This window comes from Pseudomonas sp. R4-84 (assembly GCF_054130985.1).
Genome location: NZ_CP096390.1, coordinates 5,103,386 through 5,120,686 on the forward strand (window position 1 = coordinate 5,103,386; position 17,301 = coordinate 5,120,686).

Consider the following 17,301-nt stretch of genomic DNA (forward strand, 5'->3'; position numbering starts at 1 on the left):
ACACATAACCCTGTGGCGAGGGAGCTTGCTCCCGCTGGGCTGCGAAGCGGCCCCAGAATGGACTGACGCGCTTTTTCAGACTGACCGCGTCAACCGGTTTTACGACGGCTGCGCCGCCGAGCGGGAGCAAGCTCCCTCGCCACGGGTGAAAGATTGGCTGGGCGAAGGTCAACGCAGCCTGCTCATCCCGCCTTATCGTTCCCCTGTTCGGGCGTCTCGATGCCTGATTCTGGCTCTTCCCCAGCCGGCGCTGCCGGTTTTTCCTCCGGATAGCCGGGCATTCCATGCGCGTCTTCCGGGGTCAATTCGTCCCGATCGTGACGACTGTCAACGGCATAGGCCGGGGCCGCGTTGGGGTCTTCGTCGCGGCCAGCGGTGCCCAGGACGAAGCCATCATCGTTGGGGTTGTCCAGTGTCTTGGGAGTGGTTGGGTCTTGAGGGGTGCTCATGGGACCTCCTGGTTGTGAACAGGTATGGTTTTGAGGGCACGGCGCGCCGCCAGTGCGGCGCACCTGATGAATGGCAACCCGAGGCCAATGCATTAAGCCATATCACTGTGGCTGAATTCCTCGGCCAGGAAATCGATCAACGTGCGCACCGACGGTAGCAACCCACGCCGCGACGCAAAGATTGCATGAACGATCCCGCATTTCGGCGTCCAGCCGGGGACCAACTCCACCAGACGCCCGGCGGCGATGTCTTCGCGCACCACCACGGTCGGCAGGTGGGCGACACCAATGCCCGCCAGCACCGCGTGCCGCAGGGCCAGCAGGTCATCGGTGACCATGCGCGGCTCATGTCGGATCAACGCTCGGGTGCCGTCCGGCCCGAACAACTCCCACTGATACTCCCGTTGCGCACCGCCCCAATGCACGCTGGGCAGGCCGTTAAGGTCCGCCGGTGAAGCCGGCGAAGACAATCGCTCTACAAATGCAGGGCTGCCCACCAGGCATTGAGTGCTGTTGCTCAGTACCTTCATGACCATGTCGGTGTTTTCCAGCGGCGGAAAGCGCACCCGCAGCGCTATATCGAACCCCTCGTGGATCAGGTCGACTCGGCGGTTGGTGCTCTCGATGAACAACTCCACCCGCGGATATTTGAGCATGTAGCGGGTCAGCATCGGCCCGACCCAGCTGTTGAGCAGCGCCGTCGGGCAACTGATGCGCACCAGGCCCTGGGGCTCGGAGCGGTTGCGCTCGATCACCTCGGCGGCGCTCTCGGCCTCGACACGCATCGCCAGGCAGCGCTGGTAATAGGCCTGGCCGATCTCCGTCAACGTGCAATGCCGGCTGGTGCGATGGAGCAAGCGCACCCCTAGCCGCTCTTCCAACTGGGCGATACGCCGGCTGAGCTTTGACTTGGGCATGTCCAGCGCCCGGCCCGCTGCGGCGAATCCACGGTGCTCAACCACCTGGGTGAAGTAGTACAGCGTGTTGAGGTCTTCGATGATCGTTCTCCAAATAGAACGCTAAGGATGATTTTTGCAGTCTAGCGCGTCAAAGGTGCCAGTTTTAATCTGCACACATCGAAACGCAACACGGATTGAAGCCGGCGCTTCGGCCAGATGAATCCCGAATAAACGCTGTACCGACATTAAAAACCTTAACCACGCCGAACCTTCGGCAACCAAAACTTAATGAGGGCTACGCCATGACCACTTCCTACAACCGTCTCGACAAAGATAATGCCGCCGTTCTGCTGGTGGACCATCAGGCTGGCCTGCTGTCGCTGGTACGCGACATCGACCCGGACCGTTTCAAGAACAACGTGCTGGCCCTGGCGGACCTGGCCAAGTACTTCGAGCTGCCTACCATCCTCACCACCAGCTTCGAAACCGGCCCCAACGGCCCGCTGGTACCCGAGCTCAAGGCACTGTTCCCGGACGCGCCGTACATTGCCCGCCCTGGCCAGATCAACGCCTGGGACAACGAAGACTTCGTCAAGGCAATCAAGGCCACCGGCAAGAAGCAACTGATCATCGCCGGCGTAGTGACTGAAGTTTGCGTAGCTTTCCCAGCACTGTCCGCGCTGGCCGAAGGTTTCGATGTGTTCGTGGTCACCGATGCCTCCGGCACGTTCAACGAACTGACCCGCCAATCGGCCTGGGACCGCATGTCCTCCTCGGGTGCGCAATTGATGACCTGGTTCGGCCTGGCCTGTGAACTGCACCGCGACTGGCGCAACGACGTGGAAGGCCTGGCAACCTTGTTCACCAACCACATCCCGGATTACCGCAACCTGATGACCAGCTACAACACGCTGACCCAGGCCAAATAATCAGCAACACCGATACCCTGCGGGAGCGAGCCTGCTCGCGATAGCGGTCTGCCAGTCCAGGATTCCTGACTGCACACCGTCATCGCGAGCAGGCTCACTCCCACAGGTTTTTGTGTTGGTTTCTATATAGTGTCCAACCTGAGTAACCAAATTCCAGGAGACGACCCGATGCTCATCCCGTGCCCCCATTGCAACGGGCTCAACCGGATACCCGCCGAACGCCTGGGCGACCAGCCCAAGTGCGGGCGCTGCAAGGCCCAGGTGTTATCGAGCAAACCCTTCGAACTCAAGCAAGGCGACTACGCCAGCCAGATCAAGGGCGACCTGCCGTTATTGATAGATGTCTGGGCGGATTGGTGCGGCCCGTGCAAATCCTTCGCGCCAGTGTTCGAACAGGCCGCCGCGCAGCTGGCCGGCAAGTGCCGGTTGGCCAAGCTCGATAGCGAAGCCAATCAACAATTGTCGGCGCAGTTGGGGATTCGCTCGATACCCAGTCTGATCCTGTTCAAGGACGGCCGAGAAGTAGCACGCCAAAGCGGCGCGTTCCCCTTGCCGCAGTTGATGAGCTGGCTGCGCGGCCAGGGGATTTGAATCAGGCGTTTTCCAGCAACCCATGCAACTCCACGAACTGCTGGGTCAGTTTATGCCGTGGGTCCAGGTGGATCAGTGGCAGGCTCGCCTGGTGAGACTCACGCATGCGCACGGAGCTGCTCAGGTAAACGGGCAGCACCGGCAAGCCTTCGGCGATCAATTCGTCGAGTATCTGCTGGGGCAGGCTGGCGCGGGCCTGGAACTGGTTGACGACAATGCCTTCGATTTCCAGTTCTTCATTGTGATCGTCCTTGAGCTCGGCGATTTCCGACAGCAGGCCATACAGTGCCTGGCGGGAGAAACTGTCACAGTCGAAAGGAATCAATACCCGATCTGCCGCGATCAACGCTGAAACCGCGTAGAAGTTGAGGGCCGGCGGAGTATCCAGATAGATCCGGTCGTAATCCTCGTCCAGCTCTTCGAGCAGCTTGCGTAGCTTGTTGATCTTGTGTTTTGCCTCGAGCTTGGGCTGCAGATCGGTCAGTTCTGCGGTGGCCGTGATGACGTGCAGGTTGTCGAAGGGCGTTTCGTAGATATCGACCCTGTTCTTTTTCGAGAAAGGCCCCGACGACAGGGTCTGCTTGAAGAAATCCGCGATGCCCACGGGAATGTCATCGCCGGTCAAGCCGGTCAGGTATTGAGTGGAGTTGGCCTGCGCATCCAGGTCGACCAATAGCGTGCGATACCCCTCGCTGGCGCTGACCGCCGCCAGATTACAGGCGATGCTGGACTTGCCTACGCCACCTTTCTGATTGAACACCACACGCCGCATGACAAAACCTCCGTGTATCAAAGATTCCCGAGTGTAGTAGCGCAACACACCGCTTCGCTACCTTCCCCATGATCGGATTACGGCGTCGGTGGCTTTTTCAGACAACCGAGCGTCAATTCGCCTGTATATGAAGGAAGCGCCTGACAGACAATCACTTTTTAACCGTCACAATGGCGGTCCCGTGTTGGGTCTGGTTCCTTGATGATTTTGCCTGGACGAAATGTAACCAGTATTTGCTACAAGCCAACCGCACCGGGATAATGCGCGCCACTTGGGTCGCAAGGCCATGCAGGGTTGGACGCGGGTCAAACCACTGAACCGTGACAATAAAAGCCCGCAGGGGTGGGATGAGTCTGTGATCAATTTCAATATCGCCCAATGGCGCGCGTGGGCCCCTGGGCTCGAAAGCGTGGACGATTGGCAGGCATGGAGCCGACAACCGGTCGTGCCGCCCGTCAGCGATGCGGCCCCTGACGTGTCGTTCCTGCCCGCCATGCAACGCCGACGCCTCAGCCGCCTGGCCCGCATGGCCTTCAGTGTCGCCTGGCCGCTGGCCGAGGGGCGACCGGACCTACCGTTGGTCTTTATTTCCCGCCATGGCGAAACCCCGCGCACTTTTGAGATTCTCAAGGACCTGGCCGGGGATCAACCGCTGTCTCCTACCCAGTTCAGCCTGTCGGTGCACAACGCGGTGATTGGCTTGTGGTCGATCATGCGCGGCGAAACCAGCGAGATGACGGCCCTGGCCGCGACGGGCGATGGCCTTGAACACGGCATGCTGGAGGCCGCCGCCTTGCTCGACGAGGGCACGCCAGCGGTGTTGCTGGTCATCACCGAAGAGCAACCGCCCAGCGTCTACGCGCCTTGGGTCGACGACGTACCGTTTCCCTACGCAGTGGGGCTGCTACTGACCCGTGGCGATGACTGGCAACTGCAATTAGCCAATCCGCCGGCCCCGCTGCCGGTCAGCGACTGGCCCCATGCCCTGGATCTGTTGCGTACGCTGCTGGGCAACCAACTCACCTGCCAACATGCCTGGAAGAATCGTCTATGGACCTGGCAACGCAACCGGTGACCGGTAAACATCGCGACGCCTACTACTGGCGCTTGTTCGCGACCGCCGCAAGCTTCGCTCTCTTCGGGCTGGGTGGGCTGTGCCTGCGGTTGCTGGTGTTTCCGTTGCTCAACGCGCTGCCCGGCGACTCGCAGACCCATCGGCAGCGAGCCCGTAGAACAGTCGGGCGCCTGTTCTGGTTCTTCATTCGATTCATGGCCCGCACCGGTGTGCTCACCTATCAGATCGATGGCGCGGAGAAACTCGGCCGCCCGGGGCAGATGATCATCGCCAACCACCCGTCGCTGATCGACGTGGTGTTCCTGATCGGGCTGGTGCGCGACGCCAACTGCGTGGTCAAGCAAAGCCTGTGGGACAACCCTTTCACCCGTGGCCCACTGCGTTCGACCCAATACATCAGCAACGACGGCAGCATGGACATGCTCGATGCCGCCAGCAACGCCCTGCAGGATGGCCAATGCCTGATTGTCTTTCCCGAAGGCACGCGCACCCAGCCGGGCCAAGCGCCGGCCTTTCATCGAGGCGCCGCCGCCATTGCCCTGCGGGGTGCGAAAATCCTCACACCGGTGACGATCAAGGTCAGCCCCACGACCTTGACCAAGGCCGAGCCCTGGTACCGCATCCCCCTGCGCCGCGTGCACTTCAGTTTTCGCGTCGGTGCCGATATAGACCCACAGGCTTTCGCCGCGCTGGGCCCCGCGCCACAGGCTTCACGCCGGCTCAACGATTATTTGCATCACTATTTCATCAAGGAGCTCGCCGAAGATGAGCGATCTGCACCGTGACATCAAACAACTGATCATCGAGGCCCTCGGCCTGGAGGACATCGGTATCGACGACATCGGCGACGATCAGATCCTGTTCGGCGACGGCCTGGGCCTGGACTCGGTGGATGCCTTGGAGCTTGGCCTGGCGATCCAAAAAAAATATGGCATCAAGATCGACGCCGATGCCAAGGACACCCGTAACCATTTCAGCAACGTGGCAAGCCTTGCGGCCTTCGTTACTGCAAAAAGCGCCTGAGACCGACCATGCAAACTCGTGACGATATTTTCAACACCCTGCGCAATGCCCTGGTCGAGCTCTTCGAGCTGGATCCTGAGCGTGTAACGCTGGAGTCGAACCTGTATCAGGATCTGGAAATCGACAGCATCGATGCAGTCGACCTGATCGACCACATCAAGCGCCAGACCGGCAAGAAAATCGCCGCTGAAGAATTCAAATCGGTGCGCACCGTCAACGATGTAGTCGAGGCGGTCTATCGACTGGTCCAGCCGGCCGCATGAGCCGGCTGATTGGCCTCGGCCTGCTGCTGGCGGGCCTGCTATACCCTTTTGCGGTGTATTTCGGCATGGAGCACTTCGCCCCCTGGCAGTTCGGGCTTCTATTGGGCTGCCTGTGGCTGGCCCGGGCGTTCCTCGGCAAGGCCGGGCCCGGCACACGCTGGATGGCGGTCACGGCGATCTTTTTTTGCGTGTTGCTCGCGGTATTCGACAGCCCGCTCTTGCTGCGCTGGTATCCGGTGTTGATCAGCGCGTTCATGCTCGCGCTGTTCACGCTGAGCCTGAAGTACGGCCCGCCGATCATCGAGCGTCTGGCCCGCCTGCGCGAACCACGGTTGCCGGCCAAGGCGGTGGTTTATACCCGCCAGGTCACGGTGGCCTGGAGTGTGTTTTTCCTGTGTAACGGTTTGCTCGCCGCCGCCCTGACCCTTTGGGCGCCGCTGAGCTGGTGGATGTTGTACACCGGCCTGATTTCCTACGGATTGATGGGGCTGCTGTTTGCCATTGAATGGCTCATACGACAACGGGTAAGAGGCCGCCCATGAATTGGATAACACTTGAGCAGATACTGCTCGAGGCCCAGCCAGGCCGCGCGGTAGCGGTCGGGCCGGGACTGGACCACGCGCAACTGCGCACAGACGCGCTCAGCCTGGCCGCCGGATTGCAAGCCCGGGGCATCCGGCGCCTGGCCGTGCATCTGGATGATGCAGCGGACCTGGCGGTTGCCCTGCTCGGCGCCTGGCGCGCCGGCGCGCGCGTGCTGCTGCCCGCTGACCTGCAACCGCAGACCCGCCAGCGCTGGTCGGCCGATGTCGACTTGTGGCTGACCGACCTGCCCGGCGACACCCAACCCAATGACCTGCGACAGGCTCCGCTGGAAGCCGCTGAGCTGGATCTCGATCAATGCTGGCTGGCCCTGTGCACCTCCGGTTCCAGTGGCGAGCCCAAACGCATCGAAAAAACCCTGCGCCAGCTGAGCAATGAAGTCCAGGCGCTGGAGCAGTTGTGGGGCGCAGACCTTGGCCCGGACGCCTGCATGATCGGCAGCGTCGCCGCCCAGCATATCTACGGCTTGCTGTTCCGGGTGCTGTGGCCGCTGTGCGCCGGGCGCACCTTCGTTCGTCGGCAACTGGCCTTCCCGGAGGATATGCAGCGCGCCAGTCGCGAGCATCCGGCGTTTGCCTGGGTCGCGAGCCCGGCGCTGCTCAAGCGCATGGGCGATAACCTCGACTGGCCAGCCTTGGGCAGCGTGCGCCGGGTGTTTTCCTCTGGGGGCGCCTTGCCTGCCGACGCGGCCCAGAGTCTCGAACAACGCCTGGGACAATGGCCGACGGAAGTTTTCGGCAGCTCGGAAACCGGCGGCATTGCCTGGCGCCAGGGCGGCGACTTGTGGCAACCGTTCGCCGGTGTCGAGCTGAGCCAGGACAGTGACGGCGCCTTGCTGATTGCCTCGCCTTATTTGCCGGCCGGTCATGTGGAACACACCGCTGACGCGGCACGGATCGCGGCGGATGGGCGCTTCCAATTGCTCGGCCGCTTGGACCGCATCGTCAAGCTCGAAGAAAAGCGCATCTCGCTGCCCATGCTGGAACAGGCGTTGACGGCCCACGAATGGGTCAGCGATGCACGGCTGGGCGTCGTGCAGGAGAACCGAGCCTCCCTCGGTGCCCTGCTGGCACTCAGCGAAACCGGCTTGCTGGCCCTGCGCAATCTAGGCCGGCGGGCCGTGACCCAAGCCCTGCGCCAGCACTTGAGCGGGCACTGTGAAACCTTGGCGCTGCCCCGGCGCTGGCGCTGGCTGCGGCAACTGCCGTTAAACGCACAGGGCAAGCTGCCCCAGGCCGAAGTCGAAGCCGTGTTGATGGCGCCGCGTCCAAAAGCCCCTGAGGTGCTTGAGCAAATTGAAACCGACGGCGAATGGAGCCTGCGCCTGGCGGTGCCCCCCGACCTTGCATACTTCAGCGGCCATTTTCCCACCGCGCCGGTCCTTCCGGGGGTGGTGCAAGTCGATTGGGCCTTGAACCTGGGCCGTCGATTGCTGGACTTGCCGCCCCGGTTCGTCGGCATGGAGGTGCTCAAATTCCAGCAACTGGTGCGACCCGGTGATGAAATCCAGCTGCACCTGCGCTTCGATCGTGAGCGCGGCAAGTTGTACTTCGCTTACCGCAATGACACGGCGGCCTGTTCGAGTGGGCGGATTGTGTTGGGGGAAAACAATGCCTAGGCATCTGCATAGAACACTGTGGCGAGGGAGCTTGCTCCCGCGGGGTCGGTGCGACGCTTGCGGCGCAGCCGCCCTCGCTTTTTTTGCGGTTGCTACGCAACCGAGCGGGAGCAAGCTCCCTCGCCACAAAGAATTCCTTTGGCACAGGTGCAGAGCCCATGCATAACCCCTGCGCCGTCATCCCGGTCTACAACCACGAAACCGCCATCGCAACGGTGGTCCAGGCATTGCTCGGCAGCGGCTTGCCCTGCGTGCTGGTGGACGATGCCAGTAGCGCGGCTTGCGCGGCGGTGCTCGAACAATTGGCTGAAAACGAACGGGTTCACCTGGTGCGGCTGGCCGTCAATCAGGGCAAGGGCGGCGCGGTGATGACCGGGCTGCGGGAGGCCGCGCGCCTGGGTTTCAGTCACGCCTTGCAGGTCGACGCCGACGGGCAGCACGACCTGGGCGACGTAGGCACCTTCATCGAACAATCCAGCGCTCATCCCGACGCGCTGATCTGCGGTTACCCCCTGTACGACGCCAGCGTGCCGAAAGGCCGCCTTTACGCACGCTACCTGACCCACGTGATGGTCTGGATCAACAGCCTGTCCCTGCAGATCCGCGATTCGATGTGCGGTTTCCGGGTCTATCCCCTGGCACCGACCCTGGCACTGATCGACTCGGCAAACATCGGCAAGCGCATGGATTTCGACTCGGACATCCTCGTGCGCCTGTCCTGGCGCAACCAGCCGATGCGCTGGCTGCGCACGCGGGTCCATTACCCTCTGGACGGGGTCTCGCACTTTCGCCTGTTCCACGACAATGTGCTGATTTCTCGCATGCACACCCGGCTGTTCTTGGGCATGCTGGTGCGCTTGCCGGTGATTCTCTGGCAACGGTGGCGCCCATGAGCACAAACCAGCAGCACTGGGCGGATCGCCAGGAGCGCGGTAGTTTCTGGCTGATGAAACTCACCGCGTTTGCCGCCAAGGTGTTGGGCCGTCGGCTGCTGACACCGGTGCTGTACGGCATCGTCCTGTACTTCTTCGTTTTTGGTCGCAGCGCCCGGCAGGCGGCCTGGCAGTATCAGCAGCGCCTCGCCGACTGGAGCGGCCGCCCCGAGTTGCGCCCGACCCACCGTCGAGTCTTTGGGCAATTCATGGCCTTCGCCGACTCCCTGCTGGACAAGCTCGACGTCTGGAACGGCAAGCTAAGCATCGAGCAGATCGAAATCGTCGACCCGGCGCTGCTGCGCAACCATTTGCGCGACACGCGAGGGCAGATGTTGGTCGGCGCACACCTGGGCAACCTGGAAATGTGCCGAGCCCTGGCCGAACTGGGTGAAAAGGTCACCATGAACGTGCTGGTGCATACCAAGCACGCCGAGCAATTCAATCGCTTGCTGGGCGAAGCCGGCGCCACGCACTTGCGGCTGATCCAGGTCAGCGAGCTAAACCCGGTGATCATGCTGCAACTGAGCGAACGCCTGGAGCGCGGTGAGTGGCTGGCGATCGCTGGCGATCGCGTACCGCTGCATGGCGGGCGCAGCGTGACGGTGGACTTCATGGGGTATCCGGCGGCATTCCCGCAAGGCCCCTGGCTGTTGGCCGGCCTGCTGAAATGCCCGGTCAACCTGCTGATGTGTCTCAAGCACGAAGGACACTATCGCGTCACCCTCGAACCGTTCGCCGATGCCGTGGTGTGGAAGCGCAACGAACGCGACCACGTGATTGCCCATTGGGCCGGCTTGTACGCCGAACGCCTGGCGCAATATTGCCTCCAGGGGCCACAACAGTGGTTCAACTTTTACCCTTTCTGGAAGACCGATGACGATGCCCACTCTTGAGCCGGTAACCTTCGGCGAACGCCCCCTGCGCATTGAAGATGTGCTGGCCCTGGCCAACCGTCAGGCGCCGACGCAATTGCAGGATGATCCGACGTTCCGCCAGCGCATTGCCAAGGGTGCGCAGTTCCTCGATTCACTGCTGGACAAGGAAGGCGTCATCTATGGCGTGACCACCGGCTACGGCGACTCTTGCGTGGTGGCCGTGCCGTTGCACCACGTCGAGGCCCTGCCCCGTCACCTCTACACCTTCCACGGCTGCGGCCTGGGCAAACTGCTCGATGCCCAAGCCACTCGTGCCGTGCTGGCGGCCCGTTTGCAGTCGCTGTGCCACGGTGTGTCGGGGGTGCGCGTGGAACTGCTGGAACGGCTCCAGGCCTTCCTCAAGCACGACATCCTGCCGCTGATTCCGGAAGAAGGTTCGGTGGGCGCCAGCGGCGACTTGACGCCGCTGTCCTACGTCGCCGCTACGTTATCCGGTGAACGGGAAGTCATGTTCCGTGGCGAACGCCGCCTGGCCGCCGACGTGCACCGCGAATTGGGCTGGACGCCGCTGGTGCTGCGGCCCAAGGAAGCCTTGGCGCTGATGAACGGCACCGCCGTGATGACCGGCCTGGCCTGCCTGGCCTTTGCCCGCGCCGACTACCTGCTGCAACTGGCGACCCGCATCACCGCGCTGAACGTGGTCGCCCTGCAAGGCAATCCGGAACACTTCGACGAACGCCTGTTCGCCGCCAAGCCGCACCCGGGGCAGATGCAGGTCGCCGCGTGGCTGCGCAAGGACCTGGCCATCGACGCCCCGACCGCGCCGTTGCATCGTCTGCAAGATCGCTACTCCCTGCGCTGCGCCCCGCATGTGCTCGGGGTATTGGCCGACAGCCTGGGCTGGCTGCGCGGGTTCATCGAAACCGAACTCAACAGCGCCAACGACAACCCGATCATCGACGCCGAAGCCGAGCGCGTGCTCCATGGCGGGCACTTCTACGGTGGGCACATCGCCTTCGCCATGGACAGCCTGAAGAATCTGGTGGCCAACGTCGCCGATCTGCTGGACCGTCAGCTCGCCCTGCTGGTGGACGAGCGATACAACCATGGCCTGCCTAGCAACCTGTCCGGCGCCAGCGCCGAGCGGGCGATGCTCAACCACGGCTTCAAGGCCGTGCAGATCGGCACCAGCGCCTGGACCGCCGAAGCCCTGAAAAACACGATGCCGGCCAGCGTGTTCTCGCGCTCTACCGAGTGCCACAACCAAGACAAGGTGAGCATGGGCACCATCGCTGCCCGAGACGCGATCCGCGTGCTGGAGCTGACCGAACAGGTCGCCGCCGCCACCTTGTTGGCCGCCAACCAGGGCGTCTGGCTGCGCAGCCGCGCCGAAGACGCACGACCGCTGCCACCGGCCCTGGCCACGATGCACGAGCAACTGACCGAGGATTTCCCGCCGGTCATTGAAGACCGCGCCCTGGAAGGCGAACTGCGCCTGTGCCTGCAACGCATTGCCGAACAACACTGGAGGCTGCATGCGTAGCCAAGGCGTTCTGCACGTCGACACCCAGATCGTGGTGCCGTTTTTTGACGTCGACTCGATGAACGTGGTCTGGCATGGCCACTACGTCAAATACCTGGAAGTGGCCCGCTGTGCCCTGCTCGACCTGATCGGCCACAACTACAACGACATGCTCGAATCGGGGCATGCGTGGCCGGTGATCGACCTGCAGTTGCGCTACGTACGCGGTGCCGTGTTCGGCCAGACCCTGACCGTGCGCGCCAGTCTGGTGGAGTGGGAAAACCGGCTGAAGATCAACTACCTGATCAGTGACGCCGCAACCGGCGAACGCTTCACCCGCGCCAGTTCCGTGCAAGTGGCCGTGGACATGGCCACTCGCGAGATGCTGCTGGCCTCGCCTCGGGTGTTTGTCGAAGCGGTCGAGAGGAAACTGTCATGAAGCGCCTGCTCACCTGGCTGCTGCTGTGCAGCCTGTCGCCGCTGGCCCAGGCGTTCGACCTGCAGCAATTGAGCGATCAACTGGCGCGCCCGGACGTGATCCACGGCCAGTTCATCCAGGAAAAACACCTGCGCGCCCTGCCCCAGCCCCTCGTCAGCAAGGGCCGCTTCGTGCTGGCGAAAAACCAGGGCCTGCTGTGGCTGCTGCAAACGCCGCTGCAACAGGACTATCGCATCACCGCCAAAGGCATAGCCCGGCGGGACGGCAGCACCTGGCAGATACTGCCGAACAAAAGCGCCGGCGCCCAGCAGAACCGGTTGTTCCTGGCGGTGTTGCAGGGCGACAGCAGTGGCTTGCAGCGTGACTTTGAACTGAACCTGTCGGGGGAGCCGCAACAATGGAGACTCACCCTGACCCCACGCTCGGCGCTGCTTAAGCAGGTCTTCCACCAGATCAACATTGACGGCGGCCAATTGGTCCAGCGCATTGAACTGCTGGAAGCCCAAGGCGACAGTACCGTCCTGCTTATGCGCGAGAGCACCAGCACGCAACCCTTGAGCGAAGCGGAGCAACATGACTTTGCCGAGTGAACGGAGGCTGCCGTGGCTGTTCTTGATCCTGCTGCTGGCAGTGCTGGCGCTCGCCGGTTGGCAATGGCGCAACGGTGCGCCGTTGTCGGCGAACCTGATGGAACTGGTGCCGGGCACATCGCCAGATGCGCTGGAGCTGATCGCTGAACAACGCATGCAGGAACCACTGAACCGCGAAGTGTTGGTGCTCGTCGGCCACGCCGACCGCCAGCAAGCCATCGCCCTGGCCCGCAGCCTGGGCGAGCAATGGCAGGCCAGCGGCCTGTTCGATAAGGTCCAGTGGACGCTTGAAGCCGACCTGCCTGCGCTGCGCAGGCAATTGCTCGACGGCCGGCTGGCCATGCTGTCGGCAACTGATCGGCAACAGTTGATCGACCAGCCCGAGGCCTTTATCCAGCAACGGGTGCAAGCGCTGTTCGACCCGTTCAGTGGCTTCAGCCTGGTGCCGAGCCAGGACGACTGGCTAGGCCTGACCGGGCGCATCCAGAACAGCCAACCCCAGCGCGGCGCCATCGAGCTGGACGTCGGCAGCGGTGCGCTGGTTGCCGAAGCCGACGGCAAGCATTGGGTCATGTTGCGGGCGCGCACCCAGGGCAATGCCTTCGACATGAACCTGCCCCTGCAGGTGGCCGATCTGCTGCAACGCAGCCGCGAGCACGCGAGCCAGGCCCAGGGCAATCTCTTGGCGGCCAGCGGCCTGCTTTACGCCGCCAGCGGACAGCAACAGGCCTCGCGGGAAATCACTTGGGTCGGCGGCGGCGCAACGGTGGGCATCCTGTTGCTGCTGTTGCTGGCCTTCCGCCGCTTTGCCGTGTGGCTGGCGTTCGTGCCGGTGCTGGTGGGCATGTTGTTCGGCGCGGTGGCCTGCGTGGCGGTGTTCGGTCGCATGCACGTCATGACCCTGGTCTTGGGTTCGAGCTTGATCGGCGTCGCCGTGGATTACCCACTGCATTATTTGTCCAAGAGCTGGAGCCTCAAGCCGTGGCGCAGCTGGCCGGCGCTGCGCTTGACCCTGCCGGGCCTGAGCCTGAGCCTGGCGACTACCTGCATCGGCTACCTCGCACTGGCCTGGACACCTTTCCCGGCCCTGACCCAGATCGCCATCTTCTCCGCCGCAGGCCTGGTCGGCGCCTACCTGACGGCGGTCTGCCTGTTGCCGGCGTTGCTCAAGCGGGCGGACTTGCGCCCCGCACAGTGGCCGCTGCGGGTGTGCGAAGCCATGCTCCAGTGCCGAGAAGCGCTGCTGGCCCGGGTGCGCACGCCCGTCCTGTTGGCGTTGCTGTTGGCCTTCTGTGGCGGTGGCCTATGGCAACTGAGCAGCAAGAACGACATCCGCCAGTGGATCGGCACGCCCCAGCACCTGACCGACGAAGCCCGCGATGTGGCTCGCATCACCGGTTTCCAGCCCACCAGCCAGTTTTTCCTGATCCGTGCCGACGACCAAGCGCAACTGCTGGAGCGCCAGACCGCCCTCAACGAGCGGCTGGACCAGTTGATCGGCCTGGAAAAACTCCAGGGCTACCTGTCCCTCAATCAACTGGTCAGCCCGCCCGCCGAGCAACAAAAAATCCGTGAGGCCCTGGCCCGGTTGCCGGCGTTCTGGCAGCCATTGCTGGACGTCGGCGTGCCGGTTGCCGCGTTGCAAGCGCAGTTGCAGCAATTGCAGGCTCTGCCAGTGACCGACATCGACGCCGCGCTGACCGGCCCGCTCGCAGAACCCTATCGCACCCTCTGGCTCGGCCCGACAGCGCAGGGCGTGGCGGCGGTGGTCAGCCTGCAAGGCTTGAACGATGCCGCGTTGCTGCGGGTGCAGGCTGTTGACTTGCCCGGCGTGCAATTGGTCGATCGCCTGGGTGACCTCAATCGCGTCTTTGCCGCCACGCAGGTCAGCGCCGCCGAATTGAAACTGGCCTCCTGCGTGCTGATCGTCCTGGTGCTGATCTGGCCGTTCGGGGCTGGCGGCGCGTTGCGCGTTGTCGCCCTGCCGCTCCTGGCAGCGCTGTGCAGCCTGGCGAGCCTCGGCTGGCTGGGACAGCCGCTGACGCTGTTCAGCCTGTTCGGCCTGTTGCTGGTGACCGCCATCGGCGTCGACTACGCGATCCTGATGCGTGAGCAGATTGGCGGAGCCGCCGTGAGCCTGCTGGGTACGCTGCTCGCGGCGATCACCACCTGGCTGTCGTTCGGCCTGCTGGCGCTTTCCAGCACACCGGCGGTGAGTAATTTCGGCCTGGCGGTAAGCCTCGGATTGGCGTTCAGCTTCCTGCTTGCACCGTGGGCCGGGCGTCAACCCCATGGGTCCAGCGCTGCGGAGCCGGTCCAATGATGACGGCGCTGTTCTGGCTCATGGCCCTGGCGCTGTTCGCCGTGGCGACGCTGGCCGGGCGACGCTTCGGGCTGATCCCCATCGTCAGCCAATTGCTGCTGGCGACGTTCGGCCTGCCCTTATTGATGTATGGCTGGATCGAGCCGGGATGGCACCTCAGCGGTGCGCAACTGGTTTCGCCCGTGTGGTTGAAGAATCTCTACAGCCTCGCCTTCGCCCTGTTGCTGGGGCATATCCTCAGCGATGTGATCGACCTGCGCCTGGACCGCCAGAGCGTGAAGATTGCCCTGCCAAGCTTTGGCGTACCGTTTGCCTGTGGCTTGGCGACCGCGTTCTGGCTGCTGCCACCCCAGCCCTGGATCAGCTCGCTGGCGGTGGGGCTGCTGTTCGCGATCACGGCGATACCGGTGCTGTACCTGTACCTGCGCCATATCGCCTACCCGCCCGCCGCCACTCGCCGATTGGTACAGACGGCCATCCTGATCGACCTTATCTGCTGGAGCCTGTTCGCCCTGGCCCAGGGCAGCCTGCACCTGGGCAACCTGTTGCTGCCGCTGGCCGGTGCCTGCCTGCCGATGCTGCTGCGATTGGCGGGCCTGCGCCAACCGTTGCTGCACAGCGGCCTGTTCTTCGCCCTGCTGGTGGTGGCCGAACATTACCGACTCAATGCGCTCATCGTCGGCATCGGCTACCTGCTGTGCATGGCCGCGCTCAAGGTGCCGCTGGTATTGCCCCTCGGCGCCGAGTGGATGAACAGGTTGCAGACCTACCTGGCCATCCCGTTGATCCTGACGTTCGGTATCGTGCAGATCAACGTGCACAGCGCGATGGACAGCCTCGGCTGGGCCCAGCTGGGGGCGTTGCTGCTGTTGCCCATTGCCAGCAAACTGCTGGGCAACTGGCTTGGGCTCGGCTGGGCCGGGGCGTCCTTCGCCGGCGCCAGCCGCGTGCGGGAAAGTATCTTGCTGAATATTCGCGGCTTGAGTGAAATCGTCTTCCTCAATCTGCTGCTGCAACAACAACTCATCAGCCACGCGCTGTACTTCGCGCTGATGCTGATGGGTTTGATCGCGACTTTGCTGCCGGCCCTGGCCGGTTTTCACCGTATTCCTTCGCACGCCGTCCCGGCCAGGAGCCCCAGTGTCAACAGTTGAAATGGAACGTCGACAGGTCGTCATCATTGGCGCAGGCCCTTCCGGCGCCATCGCCGCCGCGCTGCTCAAGCGCAAGGGGCATGACGTGCTGGTCATCGAGCGCCAGCATTTCCCGCGGTTCTCCATCGGCGAGAGCCTGTTGTCCCACTGTCTGGATTTTGTCGAAGAAGCCGGCATGCTCGACGCGGTCAATGCCGCTGGGTTCCAGCGCAAGAACGGCGCTGCATTCGCCTGGGGCGAGCGCTACAGCGCCTTCGATTTCGGCGACACTTTCAGCGAGGGCAAGCCCACTACGTTCCAGGTCCAGCGCGCCGACTTCGACAAGTTGCTGGCCGACCAGGCGGCCCTGCAAGGGGTGGAAATTCGCTACGGCCAGGCCATTGCCAACGTTGATTTCAGCCTCGCCAGGCCGCAACTGGGCGTGCAGCGCGAGGATGGCAGCGAGTACCGGGTCGAGGCGGATTTCGTCCTTGACGCCAGCGGCTATGGCCGGGTCCTGCCGCGCCTGCTGGACCTTGAGGCGCCGTCCAATTTCCCGGTGCGCCAGGCCGTGTTCACTCACATCGAGGACCGCATCGACAGCCCGGTATTCGACCGCGAGAAGATCCTCATCACCACCCACCCGACGAAACGCGACGTGTGGTTCTGGACCATCCCCTTCAGCGATGGGCGTTGCTCGGTGGGCGTGGTCGCGGCAGCGGAACATTTCGCGGGCCGCACCAATGACCTCGATGCCTGCCTGCGCGGCTTTATCGACGAGACCCCAAGCCTGTCCGGCGTGCTGGCCAATGCTGCGTGGGACACTCCGGCGCGGACCATCGGTGGCTACTCGGCCAACGTGAAGACCCTGCACGGCCCTGGCTTTGCCCTGCTGGGCAACGCCGCGGAATTCCTCGATCCGGTGTTTTCTTCCGGCGTGACCATCGCCATGCGCTCGGCGAGCATGGCCGCCGGCGTGCTGCATCGTCAGTTGCAAGGCGAGCAGGTGGATTGGCAGGGCGAATTCGCCGAGCCACTGAAACGCGGCGTCGACACGTTCCGCTGCTACGTCGAAGGCTGGTATGCCGGCACGTTCCAGGACGTGATCTACTACACCGAAGGCTCCGCCGACATCCGCCGGATGATCAGTTCGATCCTCGCCGGCTATGCCTGGGATCAACGCAACCCGTTCGTCAGCGAACCCAAGCGGCGCCTGCGCGTGCTCTCGGAAATCTGCGCGAGCCCAGCGCCATGAGCAAACA

19 protein-coding genes are annotated in these 17,301 nt (G+C 63.3%); 16 read left to right on the forward strand and 3 right to left on the reverse strand.

What is annotated here, in order from left to right; genetic code table 11:
- Nucleotides 1–182 precede the first annotated feature (182 nt).
- Nucleotides 183–449 carry a hypothetical protein gene (locus M1D68_RS23095; RefSeq protein WP_420767090.1) on the reverse strand — a complete coding sequence of 89 codons (267 nt, stop codon included), beginning with the start codon at nt 447–449 and terminating at the stop codon, nt 183–185.
- Nucleotides 450–541: 92 nt separating this feature from the next.
- Nucleotides 542–1,447 carry a LysR family transcriptional regulator gene (locus M1D68_RS23100; RefSeq protein ID WP_457970787.1) on the reverse strand — a complete coding sequence of 302 codons (906 nt, stop codon included), beginning with the start codon at nt 1,445–1,447 and terminating at the stop codon, nt 542–544.
- Nucleotides 1,448–1,650: 203 nt separating this feature from the next.
- Between M1D68_RS23100 and ycaC the strand changes: the two genes are divergently transcribed.
- Together ycaC and trxC are read left to right on the forward strand one after the other, a co-directional pair.
- On the forward strand, nt 1,651–2,277 hold the full coding sequence (ycaC, locus tag M1D68_RS23105; protein ID WP_457968490.1) for an isochorismate family cysteine hydrolase YcaC: 627 nt from the start codon (nt 1,651–1,653) through the stop codon (nt 2,275–2,277).
- A 168-nt stretch (nt 2,278–2,445) separates the two neighbouring features.
- Nucleotides 2,446–2,868, forward strand: coding sequence for a thioredoxin TrxC (trxC, locus tag M1D68_RS23110; RefSeq protein ID WP_420767088.1), 423 nt, complete (start codon nt 2,446–2,448; stop codon nt 2,866–2,868).
- A gap of 1 nt (nt 2,869) precedes the next feature.
- Here the strand turns inward: trxC and M1D68_RS23115 are convergent, their stop codons facing one another.
- Nucleotides 2,870–3,640 (reverse strand): ParA family protein, encoded by a 771-nt coding sequence (locus M1D68_RS23115; RefSeq protein WP_434561032.1) that lies wholly within the window; start codon nt 3,638–3,640, stop codon nt 2,870–2,872.
- Nucleotides 3,641–3,995: 355 nt separating this feature from the next.
- On the opposite strand from M1D68_RS23115, the gene M1D68_RS23120 reads away from it, so the two are divergent.
- The 14 genes from M1D68_RS23120 to M1D68_RS23185 all read left to right on the forward strand — a co-directional run bounded on the left by M1D68_RS23120 (nt 3,996) and on the right by M1D68_RS23185 (nt 17,294).
- Nucleotides 3,996–4,715 carry a beta-ketoacyl synthase chain length factor gene (locus M1D68_RS23120; protein WP_420767086.1) on the forward strand — a complete coding sequence of 240 codons (720 nt, stop codon included), beginning with the start codon at nt 3,996–3,998 and terminating at the stop codon, nt 4,713–4,715.
- Nucleotides 4,691–5,500, forward strand: a complete 810-nt coding sequence (locus tag M1D68_RS23125) for a lysophospholipid acyltransferase family protein (protein WP_420767085.1) — start codon at nt 4,691–4,693, stop codon at nt 5,498–5,500. Before M1D68_RS23120 ends, M1D68_RS23125 begins: the two co-directional genes overlap by 25 nt.
- A complete protein-coding gene (locus M1D68_RS23130) occupies nt 5,481–5,738 on the forward strand; it encodes a phosphopantetheine-binding protein (RefSeq protein ID WP_420767084.1) in 258 nt (85 codons plus the stop codon). Before M1D68_RS23125 ends, M1D68_RS23130 begins: the two co-directional genes overlap by 20 nt.
- A gap of 8 nt (nt 5,739–5,746) precedes the next feature.
- The gene (locus M1D68_RS23135; RefSeq protein WP_264427453.1) at nt 5,747–6,001 is read left to right on the forward strand and encodes an acyl carrier protein; all 255 of its coding nucleotides are present in this window, start codon (nt 5,747–5,749) and stop codon (nt 5,999–6,001) included.
- On the forward strand, nt 5,998–6,543 hold the full coding sequence (locus tag M1D68_RS23140; protein WP_457968493.1) for a hypothetical protein: 546 nt from the start codon (nt 5,998–6,000) through the stop codon (nt 6,541–6,543). Before M1D68_RS23135 ends, M1D68_RS23140 begins: the two co-directional genes overlap by 4 nt.
- Complete coding sequence (locus tag M1D68_RS23145) at nt 6,540–8,222, forward strand: AMP-binding protein (protein ID WP_434675769.1); 1,683 nt, start codon at nt 6,540–6,542, stop codon at nt 8,220–8,222. Before M1D68_RS23140 ends, M1D68_RS23145 begins: the two co-directional genes overlap by 4 nt.
- Nucleotides 8,223–8,380: 158 nt before the next feature.
- A complete protein-coding gene (locus tag M1D68_RS23150) occupies nt 8,381–9,115 on the forward strand; it encodes a glycosyltransferase family 2 protein (protein WP_457968495.1) in 735 nt (244 codons plus the stop codon).
- Nucleotides 9,112–10,050, forward strand: a complete 939-nt coding sequence (locus M1D68_RS23155; protein ID WP_434649193.1) for an LpxL/LpxP family acyltransferase — start codon at nt 9,112–9,114, stop codon at nt 10,048–10,050. The genes M1D68_RS23150 and M1D68_RS23155 overlap by 4 nt, the downstream gene beginning before the upstream one ends.
- Nucleotides 10,031–11,575, forward strand: a complete 1,545-nt coding sequence (locus M1D68_RS23160) for an HAL/PAL/TAL family ammonia-lyase (protein WP_420767079.1) — start codon at nt 10,031–10,033, stop codon at nt 11,573–11,575. Before M1D68_RS23155 ends, M1D68_RS23160 begins: the two co-directional genes overlap by 20 nt.
- Complete coding sequence (locus M1D68_RS23165; RefSeq protein ID WP_030140957.1) at nt 11,568–11,993, forward strand: acyl-CoA thioesterase; 426 nt, start codon at nt 11,568–11,570, stop codon at nt 11,991–11,993. Before M1D68_RS23160 ends, M1D68_RS23165 begins: the two co-directional genes overlap by 8 nt.
- On the forward strand, nt 11,990–12,583 hold the full coding sequence (locus M1D68_RS23170; RefSeq protein ID WP_434649195.1) for an outer membrane lipoprotein carrier protein LolA: 594 nt from the start codon (nt 11,990–11,992) through the stop codon (nt 12,581–12,583). Before M1D68_RS23165 ends, M1D68_RS23170 begins: the two co-directional genes overlap by 4 nt.
- Nucleotides 12,567–14,906, forward strand: coding sequence for an MMPL family transporter (locus tag M1D68_RS23175; RefSeq protein ID WP_457968498.1), 2,340 nt, complete (start codon nt 12,567–12,569; stop codon nt 14,904–14,906). Before M1D68_RS23170 ends, M1D68_RS23175 begins: the two co-directional genes overlap by 17 nt.
- Complete coding sequence (locus M1D68_RS23180) at nt 14,903–16,060, forward strand: sodium:proton antiporter (RefSeq protein WP_457968500.1); 1,158 nt, start codon at nt 14,903–14,905, stop codon at nt 16,058–16,060. Before M1D68_RS23175 ends, M1D68_RS23180 begins: the two co-directional genes overlap by 4 nt.
- Complete coding sequence (locus M1D68_RS23185) at nt 16,047–17,294, forward strand: NAD(P)/FAD-dependent oxidoreductase (RefSeq protein ID WP_434561048.1); 1,248 nt, start codon at nt 16,047–16,049, stop codon at nt 17,292–17,294. The genes M1D68_RS23180 and M1D68_RS23185 overlap by 14 nt, the downstream gene beginning before the upstream one ends.
- The last annotated feature ends 7 nt before the right edge of the window (nt 17,295–17,301 follow it).

Bases quoted from the DNA above. Each gene is read 5' to 3' on its own strand.
- M1D68_RS23095 (WP_420767090.1), bottom strand. From the start codon at position 449: ATGAGCACCCCTCAAGACCCAACCACTCCCAAGACACTGGACAACCCC.
- ycaC (WP_457968490.1), top strand. From the start codon at position 1,651: ATGACCACTTCCTACAACCGTCTCGACAAAGATAATGCCGCCGTTCTG.
- trxC (WP_420767088.1), top strand. From the start codon at position 2,446: ATGCTCATCCCGTGCCCCCATTGCAACGGGCTCAACCGGATACCCGCC.
- M1D68_RS23115 (WP_434561032.1), bottom strand. From the start codon at position 3,640: ATGCGGCGTGTGGTGTTCAATCAGAAAGGTGGCGTAGGCAAGTCCAGC.
- M1D68_RS23125 (WP_420767085.1), top strand. From the start codon at position 4,691: ATGGACCTGGCAACGCAACCGGTGACCGGTAAACATCGCGACGCCTAC.
- M1D68_RS23130 (WP_420767084.1), top strand. From the start codon at position 5,481: ATGAGCGATCTGCACCGTGACATCAAACAACTGATCATCGAGGCCCTC.
- M1D68_RS23135 (WP_264427453.1), top strand. From the start codon at position 5,747: ATGCAAACTCGTGACGATATTTTCAACACCCTGCGCAATGCCCTGGTC.
- M1D68_RS23140 (WP_457968493.1), top strand. From the start codon at position 5,998: ATGAGCCGGCTGATTGGCCTCGGCCTGCTGCTGGCGGGCCTGCTATAC.
- M1D68_RS23145 (WP_434675769.1), top strand. From the start codon at position 6,540: ATGAATTGGATAACACTTGAGCAGATACTGCTCGAGGCCCAGCCAGGC.
- M1D68_RS23150 (WP_457968495.1), top strand. From the start codon at position 8,381: ATGCATAACCCCTGCGCCGTCATCCCGGTCTACAACCACGAAACCGCC.
- M1D68_RS23155 (WP_434649193.1), top strand. From the start codon at position 9,112: ATGAGCACAAACCAGCAGCACTGGGCGGATCGCCAGGAGCGCGGTAGT.
- M1D68_RS23160 (WP_420767079.1), top strand. From the start codon at position 10,031: ATGACGATGCCCACTCTTGAGCCGGTAACCTTCGGCGAACGCCCCCTG.
- M1D68_RS23165 (WP_030140957.1), top strand. From the start codon at position 11,568: ATGCGTAGCCAAGGCGTTCTGCACGTCGACACCCAGATCGTGGTGCCG.
- M1D68_RS23170 (WP_434649195.1), top strand. From the start codon at position 11,990: ATGAAGCGCCTGCTCACCTGGCTGCTGCTGTGCAGCCTGTCGCCGCTG.
- M1D68_RS23175 (WP_457968498.1), top strand. From the start codon at position 12,567: ATGACTTTGCCGAGTGAACGGAGGCTGCCGTGGCTGTTCTTGATCCTG.
- M1D68_RS23180 (WP_457968500.1), top strand. From the start codon at position 14,903: ATGATGACGGCGCTGTTCTGGCTCATGGCCCTGGCGCTGTTCGCCGTG.